Genomic DNA, 15,350 nt, shown 5'->3' with positions numbered 1-15,350 from the left:
TAGAAGTAGTTAGAATGATAAAGAAAAATCAACTGGTGAACCCTGAAAGTTCAACCTACAAATCATTTATATCATTAGCTTCTTAAAAAATTAAATTAGTTTAAAACTTGATGCTTAATTTTAGCAGATGCGACAGAACCGTAAACTAACTTGTTATGAAAAATATATTATTTACAATCGCTTTACTTATTTCTTTTAGCTCTTTTGGGCAAACAGCGGAACAATATTTCAATAGCGGATTAAACATGCGCTGCAGCTTCCCATTCTGCTTCTGTTGGTAAACGTCTATTTGCCCATTTGCAATAGGCTAATGCATCCTCGAATGCTATATGAACAACAGGATAATTATTCTTTCCTTTAATATTACTTTTTGGACCTTCTGGATGTTTCCAATTGGCGCATAAAAAATCAAACGCAGAATTGAATTGTATTAATCATATTGGAAATAAGTTTTATAAAGATATTTGAATAAATAAATTATAAATTTAAAATAAATATCTACTTTTACTCTAAATCTAACTAAAATTAAAAAAATTAAAAAAATGAAAAAAATTATTTATTTATTTATTGCAGTTATTGGTATGTCATCTTGTTCAAATGATGATGATTCAAACAACCCAATTCAAGACCCATTTATTGGAAATTGGGAACTGGTTAGTGAGACTGTAGACGGGATAGCTGTTCCTCTTGAGTGTGATACTGATAACTTAGAAGTTTCTGAGGATGGAAGCTATACATTGAATATAGAAAATACAGACACTCTAGGTAATTGCTTTCCTGAAACATTTTCTGGTTTATGGAGTAATTTAGGAGCATCTGTTTATAGTTTAAATTTCACTCCTGATGGCCCAATAACACCTGAGCTAACTTTCTCCTCAAACAATACAGTGATGAGTTTTACTCTTGAACAAACAGAAGATGGAGTAACAGTAACTGTGGTTATTACATTTAATAAAGTATAATTACAATAGTAAAACTCAATTTGGGTTTGATTTTTTTAAAGAAATTTATACAAAGCTTTTTAAAAGTTCGAGTGTTTGTTTCGAAAACAACTCAATTGGGTGTACAAACGAAAAGCCGAAACGAAAGTTTCGGCTTTTCTGTTTATATAAAATTACTTAAATTGAAGTTTTCACATTTGTACCGTAAAACAATTTTTTTAAATGAAAGTAGTAATAATAGGAGCTGGTAATTTAGGGTTATCAATAGCAAAAGGTTTACTGTCAAGTAATAGTATTTCATCTTTGTATCTAACAAAGCGCCATATTAATTCTTTAGAAGGTCTTAAATCTGATAAAAAAGTAACAATTACAAGTGATAATGCTTTAGCAATAACAAACTCAGATGTTATTATTTTTGCGGTTCAGCCCAACCATTTAGCAGCTGTGCTTCGTAAAAATACTCAATATATTACAGCAAAGCACACCTTAATTTCTACTATTACCGGATTTTCGATTGAGAAAATTGAGGCTATCATAGGAAAAGAAAATGCCGTAATTAGAGCAATGCCAAACACCGCAATTGCTGTTGGTAAATCTATGACTTGTATTTGTAGTAACGAAAACACACAATTAAAGTTAAATACTGCAATTAAAATTTTCGATTTACTAGGGAAAACTTTAGTAATACCAGAGAGGCAAATGCAAGCAGCTACAGTAGTTTGTGCTAGCGGAATAGCTTTTTGGATGCGATTAATAAGAGCAACTACTCAAGCTGCAATACAGCTTGGTTTCGATGCAAAGGAAGCTCAAGAATTAGCAATGTACACTGCAGAAGGTGCTGCAAATTTATTAATTACAACAGGTAATCATCCTGAACAAGAAATTGACAAAGTAACAACTCCTAAGGGTTGTACTATAGAAGGTTTAAACGAAATGGAACATCAGGGTTTAAGCTCTTCTTTAATTAGAGGAATGGTTGCATCTTTTGAAAAAATTGAAGGAATAAAGAAACTATCATAAGTACAAAACTAAAGGTTTGCACTTAAATATTCTTATTGTGTTTAAAATGCGTTTTATAGAACTACTAATTACCATTCTAAAAAACAAAATCAAAAAAGATAAGCATTAGGCATAAAAAAATCGTCTAAACTAGTTTAGACGATTTTAATAAATAACTTTTAAGTATAAACTTATAGTTTATCTAAACCTTTTTTTAATGCGCTTTTTGCATCGTTAACACCGTCTTTAGTTGCGTCAACTGCTTTTTTAGCACTATCTTCTACTTTATCAGCAGCTTCTTTAATTGCATCTCCAGTCGCTTCAACAGCGTTTCCTGCTGCATCTACAGCATTTCCAGCAGCATCAACTGCATTGTTAGCAGCTTCGCCAACAGCATCTCCTGCATTTTCTACAGCATCTCCTGCATTTTCTGCTCCTTCTTGAACTTCTCTACAAGAAGTAAACGTTGCGCTTAATACTAATAATAAAGCTGCGCTAAATAATAATTTTTTCATTGGTTTTAGTGTTTAAATTAATTCGTAATGCGAAAATACTATTTTGATTACTAATTTTAACATTTTCAATTAGTATTTTTTAATATAATATCGATAATACATCAATAGTTTAGTTTAAATGTGTAAAAACTTAAGTATCTGAACTACAGCTCCTTTGTTTTTAGTAATATAATTGTAATTATTTAAACCATATTCTATCCTTTTTTCTTTATTTTCTATAAATTGGTTGAGCGCAGTGTTTAGTTCTTCTTGACTAGAAATAGATAACATTCCTTTATTATTAATCATTGCTTGTGCCTCTTGAAATTTTTCATGATTATTACCTATTATTATTGGTACACCAAATACCGCAGCTTCTAGAGTGTTATGCAGTCCAGTAATACCTAAAGCTCCACCTACGTATGCAATATCTGCATAATTATAAACTTTTGTAAGTAGACCAATAGTGTCTAATATTAGTACATTATAATTAGAAATATTTTTAGATTCTTTTTCAGAGAAAAGTAAACTAGAACTTGATATGCTTCTTTTTAAAGCTTCAATCTGGTTTTTCTTTATATTATGTGGTGCAATAATAAATTTTGTAGCTTTATCAGCTAATGTGTTAATGTAGTTTACAATTAGTTTTTCATCCTCAGGCCAAGAACTACCTATTACTACACACAAATTATCTCCTTTAAATTCTGATACAAATTCTAAAGTGTTGTTTTGTGATAATTGGTTAGAAACACGATCAAACCTAGTATCACCAGAAACAGATGCATTATTATATCCTATTTTTTCTAAAAGCAATTTTGATGCTTTGTTTTGAGTAAAAATATGTTCGAAGGCAAATAGAGCAGATTTTGTGTGTTTTCCATACCATTTAAAAAAAGACTGATTCTCCCTAAATACAGCTGAAATTAATACAGCCTTTAACTGTCTTTTTTTTAATTCATTTAAAATATTAGGCCATATTTCATATTTAACAAAAACGGTTAACTCAGGATTAATACTATCTATAAAACGTTTAGCATTTGTTTTTGTGTCTAAAGGAATGTAAACAACAATATCTGCAAAAGGTGCATTTTTTCTTATTTCATAACCAGAAGGAGAGAAAAAGGATAATACAATTTTATGGTTTGGATAATCTTTCCTTAATTCAGTAAAAACAGGTAAGCCTTGCTCATATTCTCCTAAAGACGCACAATGAAACCACAAGGTTTTGTCTTTTGCTTTAATGGTAGCTTTTAATTTTTTAAAAGTTTCTTCACGACCTATTACACCTAGTTTTATTTTGGTGTTAAAAAGGGCAACAATTTTTAATATAAAACTGGCAATGTAAATTCCAAATGAGTACAATAAATTCAATTTTAAAAATGCTTTGTGCTAAAATACATAATTCATTGTTTAGCATTTGTGAATTTTGTAAATTCGTTTTATTAATCGATTACGTAAGTACTTTATAGTAGTTAGATATCATTAATTTACAATAACGTATAATCGTTAAAAACAATAACAAACAAACACATGAAAAAAATCCAAATGGTTGACCTTAAAGGTCAATACAAAGAAATAAAAACAGTGGTTAACGATTCTATCCAAGAAGTTTTAGAAACCACAACTTTTATTAATGGACCAAAGGTTCATGAGTTTCAAAAAAACCTAGAAAATTATTTGGGTGCTAAACATGTTATTCCATGTGCTAATGGTACAGATGCCTTGCAAATAGCGATGATGGGATTAGGTTTAAAGCCAGGAGATGAGGTTATTACTGCCGATTTTACTTTTGCTGCAACAGTAGAGGTTATTGCTTTGTTAAACTTAACACCTGTTTTAGTAGATGTAAATCCAGACGATTTTAACATAAATATAGAGGCAGTAAAAAACGCTATTACGCCCAGAACTAAAGCTATAGTACCTGTCCATTTATTTGGGCAGTGTGCAAACATGGAAGCTTTAATGGCTTTAGCCAAAGAGCATAACTTGTATGTTATTGAAGATAACGCACAAGGAATAGGCGCTAAATATACTAATAGCAGAGGAGAAAAAGCAATGTCTGGAACAATAGGACATGTCGCATCAACATCGTTTTTTCCTTCTAAAAACCTTGGATGTTATGGAGATGGAGGAGCGATTTTTACAAATGATGATGATTTAGCTCATACACTAAGAGGTATCGTAAATCATGGAATGTACGAACGCTACCACCATGATGTTGTAGGAGTAAATTCTCGTTTAGACTCTATTCAAGCAGCAGTTTTAGATGCTAAATTGTCACATTTAGATAAGTACAATAATGCACGAAGAAACGCAGCTAGAGCATACAATAAAGCATTTGCAAATCATCCAAATATAACAACACCAAAAACAGTTAATGGATGCGATAGTATTTGCGATACATGCGATTGCCACGTGTTCCATCAATACACTTTAAAAATTGAAAATGCAGACAGAGATGCCTTGGTAAAACACTTAAATAGTAACGGTATTCCTTGTGGTGTTTATTACCCAATACCTCTTCATAAACAAAAAGCGTATTTAGATTCGCGTTACGATGAAGCTAATTTTAAGGTAACAAACCAGCTAGTAAAAGAAGTTATTTCTCTGCCTATGCACACAGAGTTAGATGGCGAACAAATAACATTTATAACCAAAACTATAATAGATTTTATAGATAATAATTAAAATTTGGGCGAGTCTTTTGGTTTTAATTACCAAAAGTCAGGCTCTACACTATATCTTTTTTGCTTAAAAAAAAGCAAAAAAGGATTCCGTTTCCATCCTTCTCGCAAAAACTAGAATAATTTAAAAGTTAAAGCCCAATTTAAAATGTCAAAAATATTAGTAACTGGAGGATTAGGATATATTGGATCACATACAGTAGTTGCGCTTCAAGAAGCAGGTTTTAAAGTGGTTATAATAGATAATTTATCTAATTCTTCAATACAAGTATTAGAAGGAATCACAGCTATTACAAATCAAGCACCAGAGTTCGAAAATTTCGATTTAAGAGATAAACTTAAAACACAGCATTTTTTTAAAAAGCACAACGATATTTCTGGTATTATTCATTTTGCAGCAAGTAAAGCAGTTGGTGAAAGTGTTGAGAACCCATTATTATATTACGAAAACAATATTAATACCCTCATTTATTTACTTCAAGAGTTATCTAACAGCGAAACCTCTAATTTTATTTTTAGTTCATCTTGTACAGTTTATGGACAAGCAGATATAATGCCAATTACAGAAACGGCTCCTATTAAGCCAGCAGAGTCTCCTTATGGAAACACCAAACAAATAGGAGAAGCAATTATAAAAGATACTTGTAAAGCCAGTATAAATTTTAATGCAATCGCATTGCGGTATTTTAACCCAATAGGAGCACATAAGTCTGCGAAAATTGGAGAATTACCAATAGGAGTGCCTCAAAATCTAGTGCCTTATATTACACAAACAGGATCTGGTATTAGAAAAGAGTTGTCTGTTTTTGGCGATAATTATCCAACACCTGATGGAACCTGTATTCGCGATTATATTCATGTTGTTGATATAGCTAATGCACATGTAATAGCATTACAACGGTTATTAAATAAAAAGCCTCAAACCAATTTTGAAGTTTTTAATTTAGGAACAGGAACTGGAAGTTCAGTACTAGAAATCATTCAGTCTTTCGAACGTGTTTCAAACCAAAAACTAAATTATAAAGTTGTAGATAGGAGAGAAGGAGATGTTATCTGTGCTTATGCAAATATCAAAAAAGCTAACGAGATTTTAGGTTGGGAAGCAAAATCTACTTTAGATGATGCTATGGATTCTGCATGGAAATGGCAACAAACGCTTTAATTTATATTATCATATTCTAAACAATAGTATCAACTTTTTAACAGTTTAATAATTATATTGTATAATAGTTATTGATTTCTAATTAATTATTTGATTAACAAAGACTTAGCTTTTAATTTTTGTAATTGGTTGTAAATCTACGTTTCTTTGTGACTTAATGAAATAGATATTATGAAACTGATACAAGTAAAAAGAGAAACCATTCAAGAAAACAGATTCGCTCCTAAAATGGGACGTTTAAACGCTAAAGTAACTTATGTTAAAAGTCAATTTTTAGGTATTACAATTAAAACCTTACATAAATACAGAGAAACGTATTATGGAGAAGTTAAAGATTGCGAAGAATGTGTTTTAGCTAAATAATAAAATATAGCCTCGATAATTATCGAGGCTTTTTTATGCTTTTTTCTTTTTAAAATTTCCTAAAATTAGTAATCCCATTCCTAACATAACAGACATGTCTGCAATGTTAAAAATTCCTGTTCTAAATACACCTCCTAAATCTATGTGCCAAAAATCTGTTACAGATTTATATATAATTCTATCATAAATATTTGCAATTCCACCACCAATAATACAGCAAAACCCAATTAAAGAAAATTTATCTAAATTTTTATCTCTAAATACATGAATAAGTACGAGTGTGAGAACTACTATAGGTAAAACATTAAGCAAAATAATTTTTAGTATAGGATTGAAATCACTTCCTAAACCTAAAAAGGCACCTTCGTTTTCAACATTATGTAATGTAAAATAATCTCCAATAATTTGAGATTTACTTCCAGCCACAACATTAGCTCTTATCCAAAATTTAGAAATCTGGTCTATAGCAATATTAAAAACAACAAGTAAAATTATAAAAAGCGTTCTTTTATTTTTCATAATTAAGAAGCGCTTTCTATTGTGGCAGATGCAGTTTCAGCTGCTCTATTAATTTTCTTTACTAAACCTTGTAATACTTTTCCTGGACCAACCTCTGTAAAAAGTGTTGCACCATCTGTTATCATTTGTTCTATAGATTGTATCCAACGAACAGGAGCAGTTAATTGAGAAATTAAGTTAGCTTTTATTTTAGCTTCATCTAAAATAGCACTTGCAGTTACATTTTGGTAAATAGGGCAATTAGGTTTGCTAAAACTTGTATTTTCTATGGCAGCTGCAAGTTCTTCTCTTGCAGGCTCCATCATTGGTGAGTGAAAAGCACCACCAACAGGTAGCACTAAAGCACGTCTTGCTCCAGCTTCTTTTAAAGCATCACAAGCTCTATTAATGGCTTCAATTTCTCCAGATATTACAAGTTGTCCTGGACAATTATAATTAGCAGGTACAACAATACCTTTTGTTTCATTACATATTTTTTCAACTAAAGCATCTTCTAGACCTAAAACTGCAGCCATAGTACTTGGTTGTATTTCACAAGCTTTTTGCATAGCTAAAGCACGTTGTGAAACTAAACGCAAACCATCTTCAAAAGTTAAGGTGCCATTAGCAACTAATGCAGAAAATTCACCAAGAGAGTGACCTGCAACCATATCTGGTTTAAAATTTTCACCTAAGGTTTTTGCTAAAATTACAGAGTGTAAAAATATTGCTGGCTGCGTAACTTTAGTTTCTTTTAAAGCTTCAGCAGTACCTTCGAACATAATGTCTGTAATATGAAATCCTAAAATTTCATTTGCATCTTCAAATAAATGCTGAGCTTCTGGTGAGTTTTCGTATAAATCTAAGCCCATTCCTGAGAATTGAGCGCCTTGACCTGGAAATATATATGCTTTCATTGGTTTAATTTTGAATGACAAAAATAGGAATAAATTCTGTAAAAAGTACCAAGACCATTTGTTAGCCTTTTTTACTTTCTTTGTATTTGGTATAGTTTGTTATAACCCAACAACTGCAGCTTCAGCACAACGTTCGCCATCCATAGCTGCACTAATAATGCCACCAGCATAACCACCACCTTCTCCACACGGAAATAAATTAGAAATTTCTGGATGTTGTAAAGTTTCGGTTCTAGGAATATTTACAGGAGAGCTTGTTCTAGATTCTACACCAATTATATTAGCCTCTGCAGTATAATAGCCATTCATTTTTCGGCCAAAAGCTTCAAAGCCTTTTCGTAATCTGCTACCAATTAATTTTGGTAATAGGGAATGTAATGGTGCACTATTTAAACCAGGTTGATAAGACGTTTCGTTTAAAGAGTTTGATAAATTACCTTCTACAAAGTCTGTTAAGCGTTGTGCAGGAGCTGCTTGAGTTCTTCCTCCAGATGTAAACGCAATACGTTCTAAGTTTTTTTGGTATTCTAAGCCTTTTAAAGCACCAAATTGTTCGTATTTTGGGATGTCTTGATCTACATTAATTTCTACTACAATTCCAGAATTTGCAAATTTATTATTGCGTCGAGATGGCGACATTCCGTTTACTACTACTTCGCCATTTGCAGTAGCTGCTGGTACAATAAATCCACCAGGACACATGCAAAAAGAATAAACACCACGATCTTTAACTTGTTGTACTAAACTATAGGAAGCTGCTGGTAAAGATTCATGACGCTCACCAGAACAATGGTATTGTATAGAGTCTATAATGTATTGTGGATGTTCTACACGAACTCCCATTGCAAAAGATTTTGCTTTTAAAGCAATCTTCTTTTTATCTAGAAGATAGAAAATGTCTCTAGCCGAATGTCCTGTTGCCAGAATAACACGGTCTGTTACCATCTCGTTGCCATTTTGCAGTACTATAGATTCTATTTTGTTATTTTTTATATTAAAATCTGTTAGACGCGTTTCAAAATGAACTTCACCTCCAAATTTTATAATATTTTCTCGAATATTTTGAACCACTTTTGGTAGTTTATTAGTTCCAATATGTGGATGTGCATCTACTAAAATTTGCTCTGTTGCACCATGGAAGACTAGATTTTCGAATATTTTTATTACATCACCACGTTTTAAACTTCTTGTATACAATTTACCATCGCTATAAGTGCCTGCACCTCCTTCACCAAAGCAGTAGTTGGAGTCTTCGTTTACAAAATGGTCTTGGTTAATGGCTTTTAAATCGCGTCTACGATCTTGAACATTTTTACCGCGTTCTAGAACAATAGGTTTGTAGCCTAACTCTATACATCTTAAAGCAGCCCACATTCCTGCAGGTCCAAAACCAATAATATGAACGGGTTTTGCCTTAGAAACATCTTTGTAATGAAATTGATAATCTGATTTTTCTGGTAAAGCTTCCTTTATATAAATAGATAATTTATAGTTAAGAATAATCTTAGCTTTTCTGGCATCTATAGATTTGCGCAACACTTTTATTCCTGTAATATCCTCTCTAGGAATGCTTAAATATTGAGCTGCTTTTATTAGCAATATATCACTACATTCTTCGTCTTTTAAGGTTAAACGTAATTGTATGTCTTTTACCATGTTGTAAAATTAGGGAAAAATGATGGTTTTTAACAATAGTAATGTTGATGTTTTCTGGCAATAAAAGTTATGGGTTTACTTGAAGAATATTATTTCTACACGACGATTATCTTTTGCTACATTATTTTTAAGTTTACTTTCTCCATAGCCTTCTATTGTAAAACGGTTTTTACTAACACCATTACTATATAGGTAATTACTTATGGTGCTTGCTCTTCTAAGAGAGAGTTTGTGGTAATAATTAATGGAACCAACGGAATCTGTGTGCCCAATAATTTTAATAGTAAGTTTAGGATTGTTTTTTAATGATTTAACGATTTTATCTAGTAATAAAAAATGATGTTTTCTTATTATTTCATAAGAGTCTGTTTCAAAATGTATTAAAACATCTGAAGGAATTTTAGCCTCTAAAGTACTTAGTAAAACTTCTTGTTTTGGTTTTTTGCCTATACTTTTTAAAGAATTTGTTTCTAGAAACATTGCAGAATCATAAAGTTGGTCTCCAACATCGCTAATACCTAGTTTAAAGTGATATTTAACATTTGGGATTACTTTTGTTCTTGCTGTTAAAATAGTTGTAAACCCATCATACTGGAAAGTTTTTGCTAACTCGAATTTTTTTTCATCTTTTTGAAGTGTTTCTATTGTTGAAACATCGTATGTGAAATTTTCAATATAATATTCTGAATTAATCTTTAAATTTATATGGTCTACAGTAATAGGTGTATTAACATCTCCATTTAATAAGGCTATATTTTTTGATGCTTTAGTGTCTGTATTGGTGACTAAAAATATAAAAACGTCATTAACATTTTTAAATACATATTCAGAATATTCTTCTGAAGCAAAACAGTATTTAAATTCAATTTCGTCTGTAGCAGATATAAGATCAAACTCAAACAAAGCAGTGTCATAACAGCCTTTTCTATCTGCTATTATATTAATATCATTATCACTTAAAAAATTAATTTTTGAGCTTTTTTTTGTGTCGTTGTTTGGTCCCTCAGCATCTTTTGCAACTCCAGTACTCATTATAATACCTTCTTTAAAAAAAAACATTATACTTTGAGGCTGTGGTAAAAGCCCAAAAGTTTTTTTGCTACCTTTAATAGTTGTGTTGCTAATAATTATGTTTTCGCCATCTCCAAGTAGGCTATTCATTAATTGGTTTGCATTAGAAATATTAGATACTTCTAATTGTGCAAAACTTAATTTACTTATAATTAGTAAAATAAATACGATGCTATTTTGTGTTAGTCTTGGTTTAGTGCCTTTCATATGTTAAAAAAGAAAATGCATACTTATGGTTTTCATCTTGAGCATGAACTTTGCTTTCTGTTTCTTTCCACTCTTTTAAATTTAATTCTGGAAAAAAAGTATCTGCTTCGAACGTAGAATGCACACGTGTTAATTCTATTTTAGAAGCAAAAGGCATGGCTTGTTTGTAAATTTCTCCACCACCAATTATAAAAGGCTGACTGTCTCCATTTGCAGCATCTAGAGCATCTTCTATAGAATTCACTACCAAGACGCCTTCTGGTACTTGGTAGTCTTTCTGTCTTGAAATCACAACATGAGTTCTATTAGGAAGCGGTTTTGGGAAGCTTTCAAAAGTTTTACGACCCATTATTATGTGGTGTCCAGAAGTTAAAGATTTAAAACGCTTTAGGTCGTCTTTTAAGTGCCAAATAAGATCATTATCTTTTCCTATTTCGTTGTTTTCTCCTGCAGCGACAATAATTGTTAGGCTTTTATGGTGTTTAATTGTTTGTATTGCCTCTTTTTTAACTTCAGGTTGGATAGTCCTTTTTAATGCTTCAATTTTTTCTTGTTGTTTTGCAACTAACTTTTCTATTTCCGATTTCTCCCAGTCTTTACCCATAAATTTATTAGTAATAAACACATTAAACACATGGTATAAAAAGAAAAATAACCATACAGAAATAGCAATTACAAACCAATTTAAGCCAAAAATGGTAAGGTCTTTTCCAATGCCTAAAACAGTATTAGCAAGTATTAGAAATACTGCGCCAATTAAGAAAATTACAAAATGGACATATAGTCCTTTTTTTTGTTTAACACGACGTTGTGCGTTTTCTATAAGTGCTAATTGCTCTTGATTTATTTGTGGTTTTTGTTTTTTTTTTCCAAACATAAAAGTGTTTTTAATTTAAATATTAGATGATTTGTATTAATCTCTAATAATTTATTTATTTCTGGCATCTTTTTTTGCTTGCTTTAATTGTTTTTCAATTTTTTTTGCAAGTTTTCTTTTGTCACGTTCTATTGCCTTTTTTTCTTTTTTAGTTAAAACTTTTGTGCTGCCTCCTACCATGAAATTTATTGGTAAAGCAAAAGTAACGTTAACCGGTTTGCCTTTATGCATGCCTGGTTTTTTAAATATAGGTATTAAATTAATAAGCCTTCTACTTTCTTCTTCCAATTTGGGATGTGGAGCTCTTACTCTAATATTGTCGACTAAACCATCTTTATTTATACTAAATAAAGTGTGTATTCTATTTTTTCCGCTAGGTAAGTTTAAATCTGTAGCGAGATCTACATTAAAATTTTTAATAATAAGTAACATCATTTAATTATTCATGCATTTTTTTAATGCTTGATTACTAAGAGATTCGTTACAGTTGGCATGAATTGGAACGCGTTCAATAACAGTAAAAGCTATTTCTTCTGCATCTGTATTTGTTTTACCTTCATCTGTGAGTGAAATTATTTCGTCTTTTGTTTCTTCTTGTGAAAAACCTAAACTTATAGAAAAGAATAATAGTAGTGTTTTAAATGTTTTTTTCATAAAATTTATACCGCAACTGCACCTTTAATGTGTGGATGCGGATTGTAATCTTCCAACGTAAAATCTTCAAATTTAAAATCGAAAATATTTTTAATATCTGGATTTAACTTCATTTTTGGCAATGGTCTGCAATCGCGAGAGAGTTGTAATCCTAATTGCTCAACATGATTGTTGTAAATATGTGCGTCTCCAAAGGTGTGAATAAACTCTCCAGCTTGGTAGCCACAAACTTGTGCCATCATTTCTGTGAATAATGCATAAGAAGCAATGTTAAAAGGAACACCAAGAAAGATGTCTGCACTACGTTGGTAGAGTTGGCAAGACAATTTACCATCTGCTACATAAAACTGAAAAAAGGCATGGCAAGGTGGTAAAGCAGCTTTACTATTGGCAACATTCTCGTCGAAAGATTTTGAGGTGTCTGGTAAAACTGAAGGATTCCAAGCAGACACCATCATGCGTCTACTATTTGGATTGGTTTTTAATGTGTTAATAACATCTGTAATTTGGTCTACCTCATCACTATTCCAATTACGCCATTGGTGACCGTAAACAGGTCCTAAATCACCGTTTTTATCTGCCCAACTGTTCCAGATTTTAACCCCATTTTCTGTTAGGTAATTAATATTTGTATCACCTTTTAAAAACCAAAGTAGCTCGTATATAATAGATTTTAAGTGTAGTTTTTTAGTTGTAACCATTGGAAAACCTTCGCTTAGATCAAAACGCATTTGGTACCCAAAAACACTTTTTGTTCCTGTACCAGTTCTGTCTCCCTTTTCGTTTCCGTTTTCTAAAACGTGCTTTACTAAGTCGTGATATTGTTTCATAATATTATTCCTGTAAAGACAGGAATCTCTTAATTAATAATAATGTTGCTAAAATTTTAAATTATAAAAATTACTAATACGAATTTAAAGAAAAAGTACTTTTACGATAAATTCTTATGGCTATTTATATGAAAAGTTATTAACGTTGAATTTTTTTATAAAAAACGCTCGAAACAATTTACCGTTAGGAGCGTTTTTAAAATATGTTGTATTTCTCTCAATTAAAAGCTTCTTGCTTTTGTAAGAAATTAGTTTATCCAATAATCATTCCTGCAATTGTAGCAGAAATTAAAGAAGCGATTGTTCCACCAATTAGTGCTTTCATTCCAAATTTAGAAAGTTGTTTTCGTTGTCCTGGTGCTAAAGAACCTATACCTCCAATTTGTATTCCAATAGAGGCAAAGTTAGCAAATCCACAAAGCATATAAGTAGCTATGATAATAGATTTCTCGTAAGTTAAATGTGTTGCGTTTGCAACATTTTTAAGTTCTGCTAATTGTATGTAGCCTATAAACTCACTTGCTGCTAATTTAATACCTAAAAGTTGTCCCATTAATGCCATATCTTCTTCTGCAACTCCCATTAACCACATTAAAGGCGCAAAAAGATATCCAAGGATAAGCTCTAACGATAAGCTTTGGTAAGGTGTGTTGGCAGTAATAAGTGTATTTAGAGATGTCACTTCTCCAATTGCGCCAAGAATGCCATTAAACATTGCTATGAAAGCAACAAATACTAAAAGCATAGCACCTACATTTACAGCTAATTTTAAACCTTCTGTTGTTCCATTTGCTATAGCATCTAAAAAATTAGAACCTATTTTTTCTTGAGATACAGTTACATCTGTATCGATTTTTTCAGTTTGTGGATATAATATTTTTGAAATTACAATAGCTCCTGGAGCAGCCATAACAGAAGCTGCTAATAAATGTTTGGCGTAAAATAATTTTAAAGCTTCGTCTTCTCCTCCTAGAAAACCTATATAAGCCGCTAATACAGCTCCTGCAACAGTTGCCATACCACCAATCATGACAAGTAGAATTTCAGACTTATTCATTTTTTCTAAATAAGCTTTTATTAAAAGTGGTGCTTCAGTTTGACCTAAAAAAATGTTTCCTGCAACGCTTAAGCTTTCGGCTCCAGAAATACCTAATACTTTAGATAATAACCAACCTAATGCTTGAACAAGCTTTTGTATAACACCTAAATAGAAGAGTACAGAAGTTAAAGCAGAAAAGAATAGAATTGTTGGTAGTACTTGAAAAGCGAAAATAAACCCAAAAGAATTAACATCTAACATGCCACCAAATAGAAACTCGCTTCCTGCTTGTGTAAAGCTTAAAAGTTCTATAAAACCTCTTCCTATAAATTCGAAAATGGTTTTTATAAAATCAACTTTTAATACTCCAATGGCGATAACCAGTTGTAAGGCTAGGCCTAATCCTACTGTTTTCCATTTAATTGCACGTCTATTACTACTGAATAAAAATGCAATAAAGATTAAAGAAATCATTCCTAATAAACCTCTCAAAAGACTATTAATCGAGAAACCCTGACTTGGGATAATTGAGTCATTATCGGTTGTTGTAATATCAGCTTTTGCTAATTTATCTTCAATAGATTTGTCAGAGTTATTTGTAACTGAACTAAATCTAGCAATACTTTTTTTTCCAGAAAACACTAACGTAGAATCTGTAAACTCTCTTATTTTATATTTTACAATTGTATCGTTTGGCTCATCGAAATATAGAACTAATACATTGTTTTGATGTATGTAATCTCCATTTGCTTGGACTTCAGTTTCAGATTTTAAAAAACTAAAAGAGCCATTATTAAATTCTAAAAATTTGAAATCATCAATCTCAAAAGGAACTTCTCCATAAACATAAGATGAAGCTGGAATATTTTCCCATGTTTTCTCTAAATCCTGCCCAAAAGAAGTTATTATTCCAAAAAAAATAGCTGTAATAGTTAATAGTAAATTCTTAATCATAAGG

At 31.2% G+C, this 15,350-nt stretch carries 16 protein-coding genes and 1 pseudogene; 5 read left to right on the top strand and 12 right to left on the bottom strand.

The genetic code is table 11. The annotated features are described in order from the left end of the window. Positions 1-248: 248 nt before the first annotated feature. Positions 249-413 (bottom strand): annotated as a pseudogene (locus tag QNK89_RS11795) (SUMF1/EgtB/PvdO family nonheme iron enzyme); the annotation flags it as partial. A gap of 129 nt (positions 414-542) precedes the next feature. Between QNK89_RS11795 and QNK89_RS11790 the strand changes: the two are divergent. Next, on the top strand, positions 543-962 hold the full coding sequence (locus tag QNK89_RS11790; protein WP_340171365.1) for a hypothetical protein: 420 nt from the start codon (positions 543-545) through the stop codon (positions 960-962). 201 nt (positions 963-1,163) lie between these two features. Next, positions 1,164-1,961, top strand: a complete 798-nt coding sequence (gene proC / locus QNK89_RS11785) for a pyrroline-5-carboxylate reductase (RefSeq protein ID WP_340171364.1) — start codon at positions 1,164-1,166, stop codon at positions 1,959-1,961. Between the two features lie 170 nt (positions 1,962-2,131). Here proC and QNK89_RS11780 read toward each other — a convergent pair whose 3' ends face one another. Both QNK89_RS11780 and QNK89_RS11775 read right to left on the bottom strand, forming a co-directional pair. After that, on the bottom strand, positions 2,132-2,455 hold the full coding sequence (locus tag QNK89_RS11780) for a hypothetical protein (RefSeq protein WP_340171363.1): 324 nt from the start codon (positions 2,453-2,455) through the stop codon (positions 2,132-2,134). Positions 2,456-2,569: 114 nt separating this feature from the next. Further along, positions 2,570-3,796 carry a glycosyltransferase N-terminal domain-containing protein gene (locus QNK89_RS11775; RefSeq protein WP_340171362.1) on the bottom strand — a complete coding sequence of 409 codons (1,227 nt, stop codon included), beginning with the start codon at positions 3,794-3,796 and terminating at the stop codon, positions 2,570-2,572. Between the two features lie 168 nt (positions 3,797-3,964). Between QNK89_RS11775 and QNK89_RS11770 the strand changes: the two genes are divergently transcribed. The 3 genes from QNK89_RS11770 (at position 3,965) to QNK89_RS11760 (ending at position 6,643) form a co-directional block, all read left to right on the top strand. Beyond that, positions 3,965-5,122 carry a DegT/DnrJ/EryC1/StrS family aminotransferase gene (locus tag QNK89_RS11770; protein WP_340171361.1) on the top strand — a complete coding sequence of 386 codons (1,158 nt, stop codon included), beginning with the start codon at positions 3,965-3,967 and terminating at the stop codon, positions 5,120-5,122. Positions 5,123-5,266: 144 nt separating this feature from the next. Continuing rightward, entirely contained in the window at positions 5,267-6,280 is a 1,014-nt protein-coding gene (gene galE / locus QNK89_RS11765) for a UDP-glucose 4-epimerase GalE (protein WP_340171360.1), read from the top strand. Between the two features lie 171 nt (positions 6,281-6,451). Next, a complete protein-coding gene (locus QNK89_RS11760; protein ID WP_340171359.1) occupies positions 6,452-6,643 on the top strand; it encodes a hypothetical protein in 192 nt (63 codons plus the stop codon). Between the two features lie 33 nt (positions 6,644-6,676). Here QNK89_RS11760 and lspA read toward each other — a convergent pair whose 3' ends face one another. From lspA to QNK89_RS11715, 9 genes are all read right to left on the bottom strand, one after another. Then, positions 6,677-7,162 (bottom strand): signal peptidase II, encoded by a 486-nt coding sequence (gene lspA / locus QNK89_RS11755; RefSeq protein ID WP_340171358.1) that lies wholly within the window; start codon positions 7,160-7,162, stop codon positions 6,677-6,679. A gap of 2 nt (positions 7,163-7,164) precedes the next feature. Next, positions 7,165-8,058: an ACP S-malonyltransferase gene (fabD, locus tag QNK89_RS11750; RefSeq protein ID WP_340171357.1), complete on the bottom strand. Its 894-nt coding sequence runs from the start codon at positions 8,056-8,058 to the stop codon at positions 7,165-7,167. Between the two features lie 99 nt (positions 8,059-8,157). After that, a complete protein-coding gene (locus QNK89_RS11745) occupies positions 8,158-9,714 on the bottom strand; it encodes an FAD-dependent protein (RefSeq protein WP_340171356.1) in 1,557 nt (518 codons plus the stop codon). Between the two features lie 75 nt (positions 9,715-9,789). Next, positions 9,790-10,992 (bottom strand): OmpA family protein, encoded by a 1,203-nt coding sequence (locus QNK89_RS11740; protein ID WP_340171355.1) that lies wholly within the window; start codon positions 10,990-10,992, stop codon positions 9,790-9,792. Next, complete coding sequence (locus tag QNK89_RS11735) at positions 10,979-11,869, bottom strand: dihydrofolate reductase (RefSeq protein ID WP_340171354.1); 891 nt, start codon at positions 11,867-11,869, stop codon at positions 10,979-10,981. Before QNK89_RS11735 ends, QNK89_RS11740 begins: the two co-directional genes overlap by 14 nt. Positions 11,870-11,920: 51 nt before the next feature. Further along, positions 11,921-12,304: an energy transducer TonB gene (locus QNK89_RS11730; RefSeq protein WP_340171353.1), complete on the bottom strand. Its 384-nt coding sequence runs from the start codon at positions 12,302-12,304 to the stop codon at positions 11,921-11,923. After that, positions 12,305-12,523 (bottom strand): hypothetical protein, encoded by a 219-nt coding sequence (locus QNK89_RS11725; protein WP_340171352.1) that lies wholly within the window; start codon positions 12,521-12,523, stop codon positions 12,305-12,307. It abuts the gene before it with no gap. A gap of 5 nt (positions 12,524-12,528) precedes the next feature. Continuing rightward, positions 12,529-13,353, bottom strand: coding sequence for a thymidylate synthase (locus QNK89_RS11720; protein WP_340171351.1), 825 nt, complete (start codon positions 13,351-13,353; stop codon positions 12,529-12,531). A 253-nt stretch (positions 13,354-13,606) separates the two neighbouring features. Beyond that, a complete protein-coding gene (locus QNK89_RS11715; protein WP_340171350.1) occupies positions 13,607-15,346 on the bottom strand; it encodes a nucleoside transporter C-terminal domain-containing protein in 1,740 nt (579 codons plus the stop codon). Positions 15,347-15,350 lie beyond the last annotated feature (4 nt).

Origin of the sequence: Lacinutrix sp. (genome assembly GCF_037625555.1) — a bacterium.
Taxonomy (GTDB): domain Bacteria; phylum Bacteroidota; class Bacteroidia; order Flavobacteriales; family Flavobacteriaceae; genus Lacinutrix.
This window is presented reverse-complemented; position numbering and strand designations above follow the sequence as displayed.

Bases quoted from the DNA above. Each gene is read 5' to 3' on its own strand.
- QNK89_RS11790 (WP_340171365.1), top strand. From the start codon at position 543: ATGAAAAAAATTATTTATTTATTTATTGCAGTTATTGGTATGTCATCT.
- proC (WP_340171364.1), top strand. From the start codon at position 1,164: ATGAAAGTAGTAATAATAGGAGCTGGTAATTTAGGGTTATCAATAGCA.
- QNK89_RS11780 (WP_340171363.1), bottom strand. From the start codon at position 2,455: ATGAAAAAATTATTATTTAGCGCAGCTTTATTATTAGTATTAAGCGCA.
- QNK89_RS11770 (WP_340171361.1), top strand. From the start codon at position 3,965: ATGAAAAAAATCCAAATGGTTGACCTTAAAGGTCAATACAAAGAAATA.
- galE (WP_340171360.1), top strand. From the start codon at position 5,267: ATGTCAAAAATATTAGTAACTGGAGGATTAGGATATATTGGATCACAT.
- QNK89_RS11760 (WP_340171359.1), top strand. From the start codon at position 6,452: ATGAAACTGATACAAGTAAAAAGAGAAACCATTCAAGAAAACAGATTC.
- lspA (WP_340171358.1), bottom strand. From the start codon at position 7,162: ATGAAAAATAAAAGAACGCTTTTTATAATTTTACTTGTTGTTTTTAAT.
- fabD (WP_340171357.1), bottom strand. From the start codon at position 8,058: ATGAAAGCATATATATTTCCAGGTCAAGGCGCTCAATTCTCAGGAATG.
- QNK89_RS11745 (WP_340171356.1), bottom strand. From the start codon at position 9,714: ATGGTAAAAGACATACAATTACGTTTAACCTTAAAAGACGAAGAATGT.
- QNK89_RS11740 (WP_340171355.1), bottom strand. From the start codon at position 10,992: ATGAAAGGCACTAAACCAAGACTAACACAAAATAGCATCGTATTTATT.
- QNK89_RS11735 (WP_340171354.1), bottom strand. From the start codon at position 11,869: ATGTTTGGAAAAAAAAAACAAAAACCACAAATAAATCAAGAGCAATTA.
- QNK89_RS11730 (WP_340171353.1), bottom strand. From the start codon at position 12,304: ATGATGTTACTTATTATTAAAAATTTTAATGTAGATCTCGCTACAGAT.
- QNK89_RS11725 (WP_340171352.1), bottom strand. From the start codon at position 12,523: ATGAAAAAAACATTTAAAACACTACTATTATTCTTTTCTATAAGTTTA.
- QNK89_RS11720 (WP_340171351.1), bottom strand. From the start codon at position 13,353: ATGAAACAATATCACGACTTAGTAAAGCACGTTTTAGAAAACGGAAAC.
- QNK89_RS11715 (WP_340171350.1), bottom strand. From the start codon at position 15,346: ATGATTAAGAATTTACTATTAACTATTACAGCTATTTTTTTTGGAATA.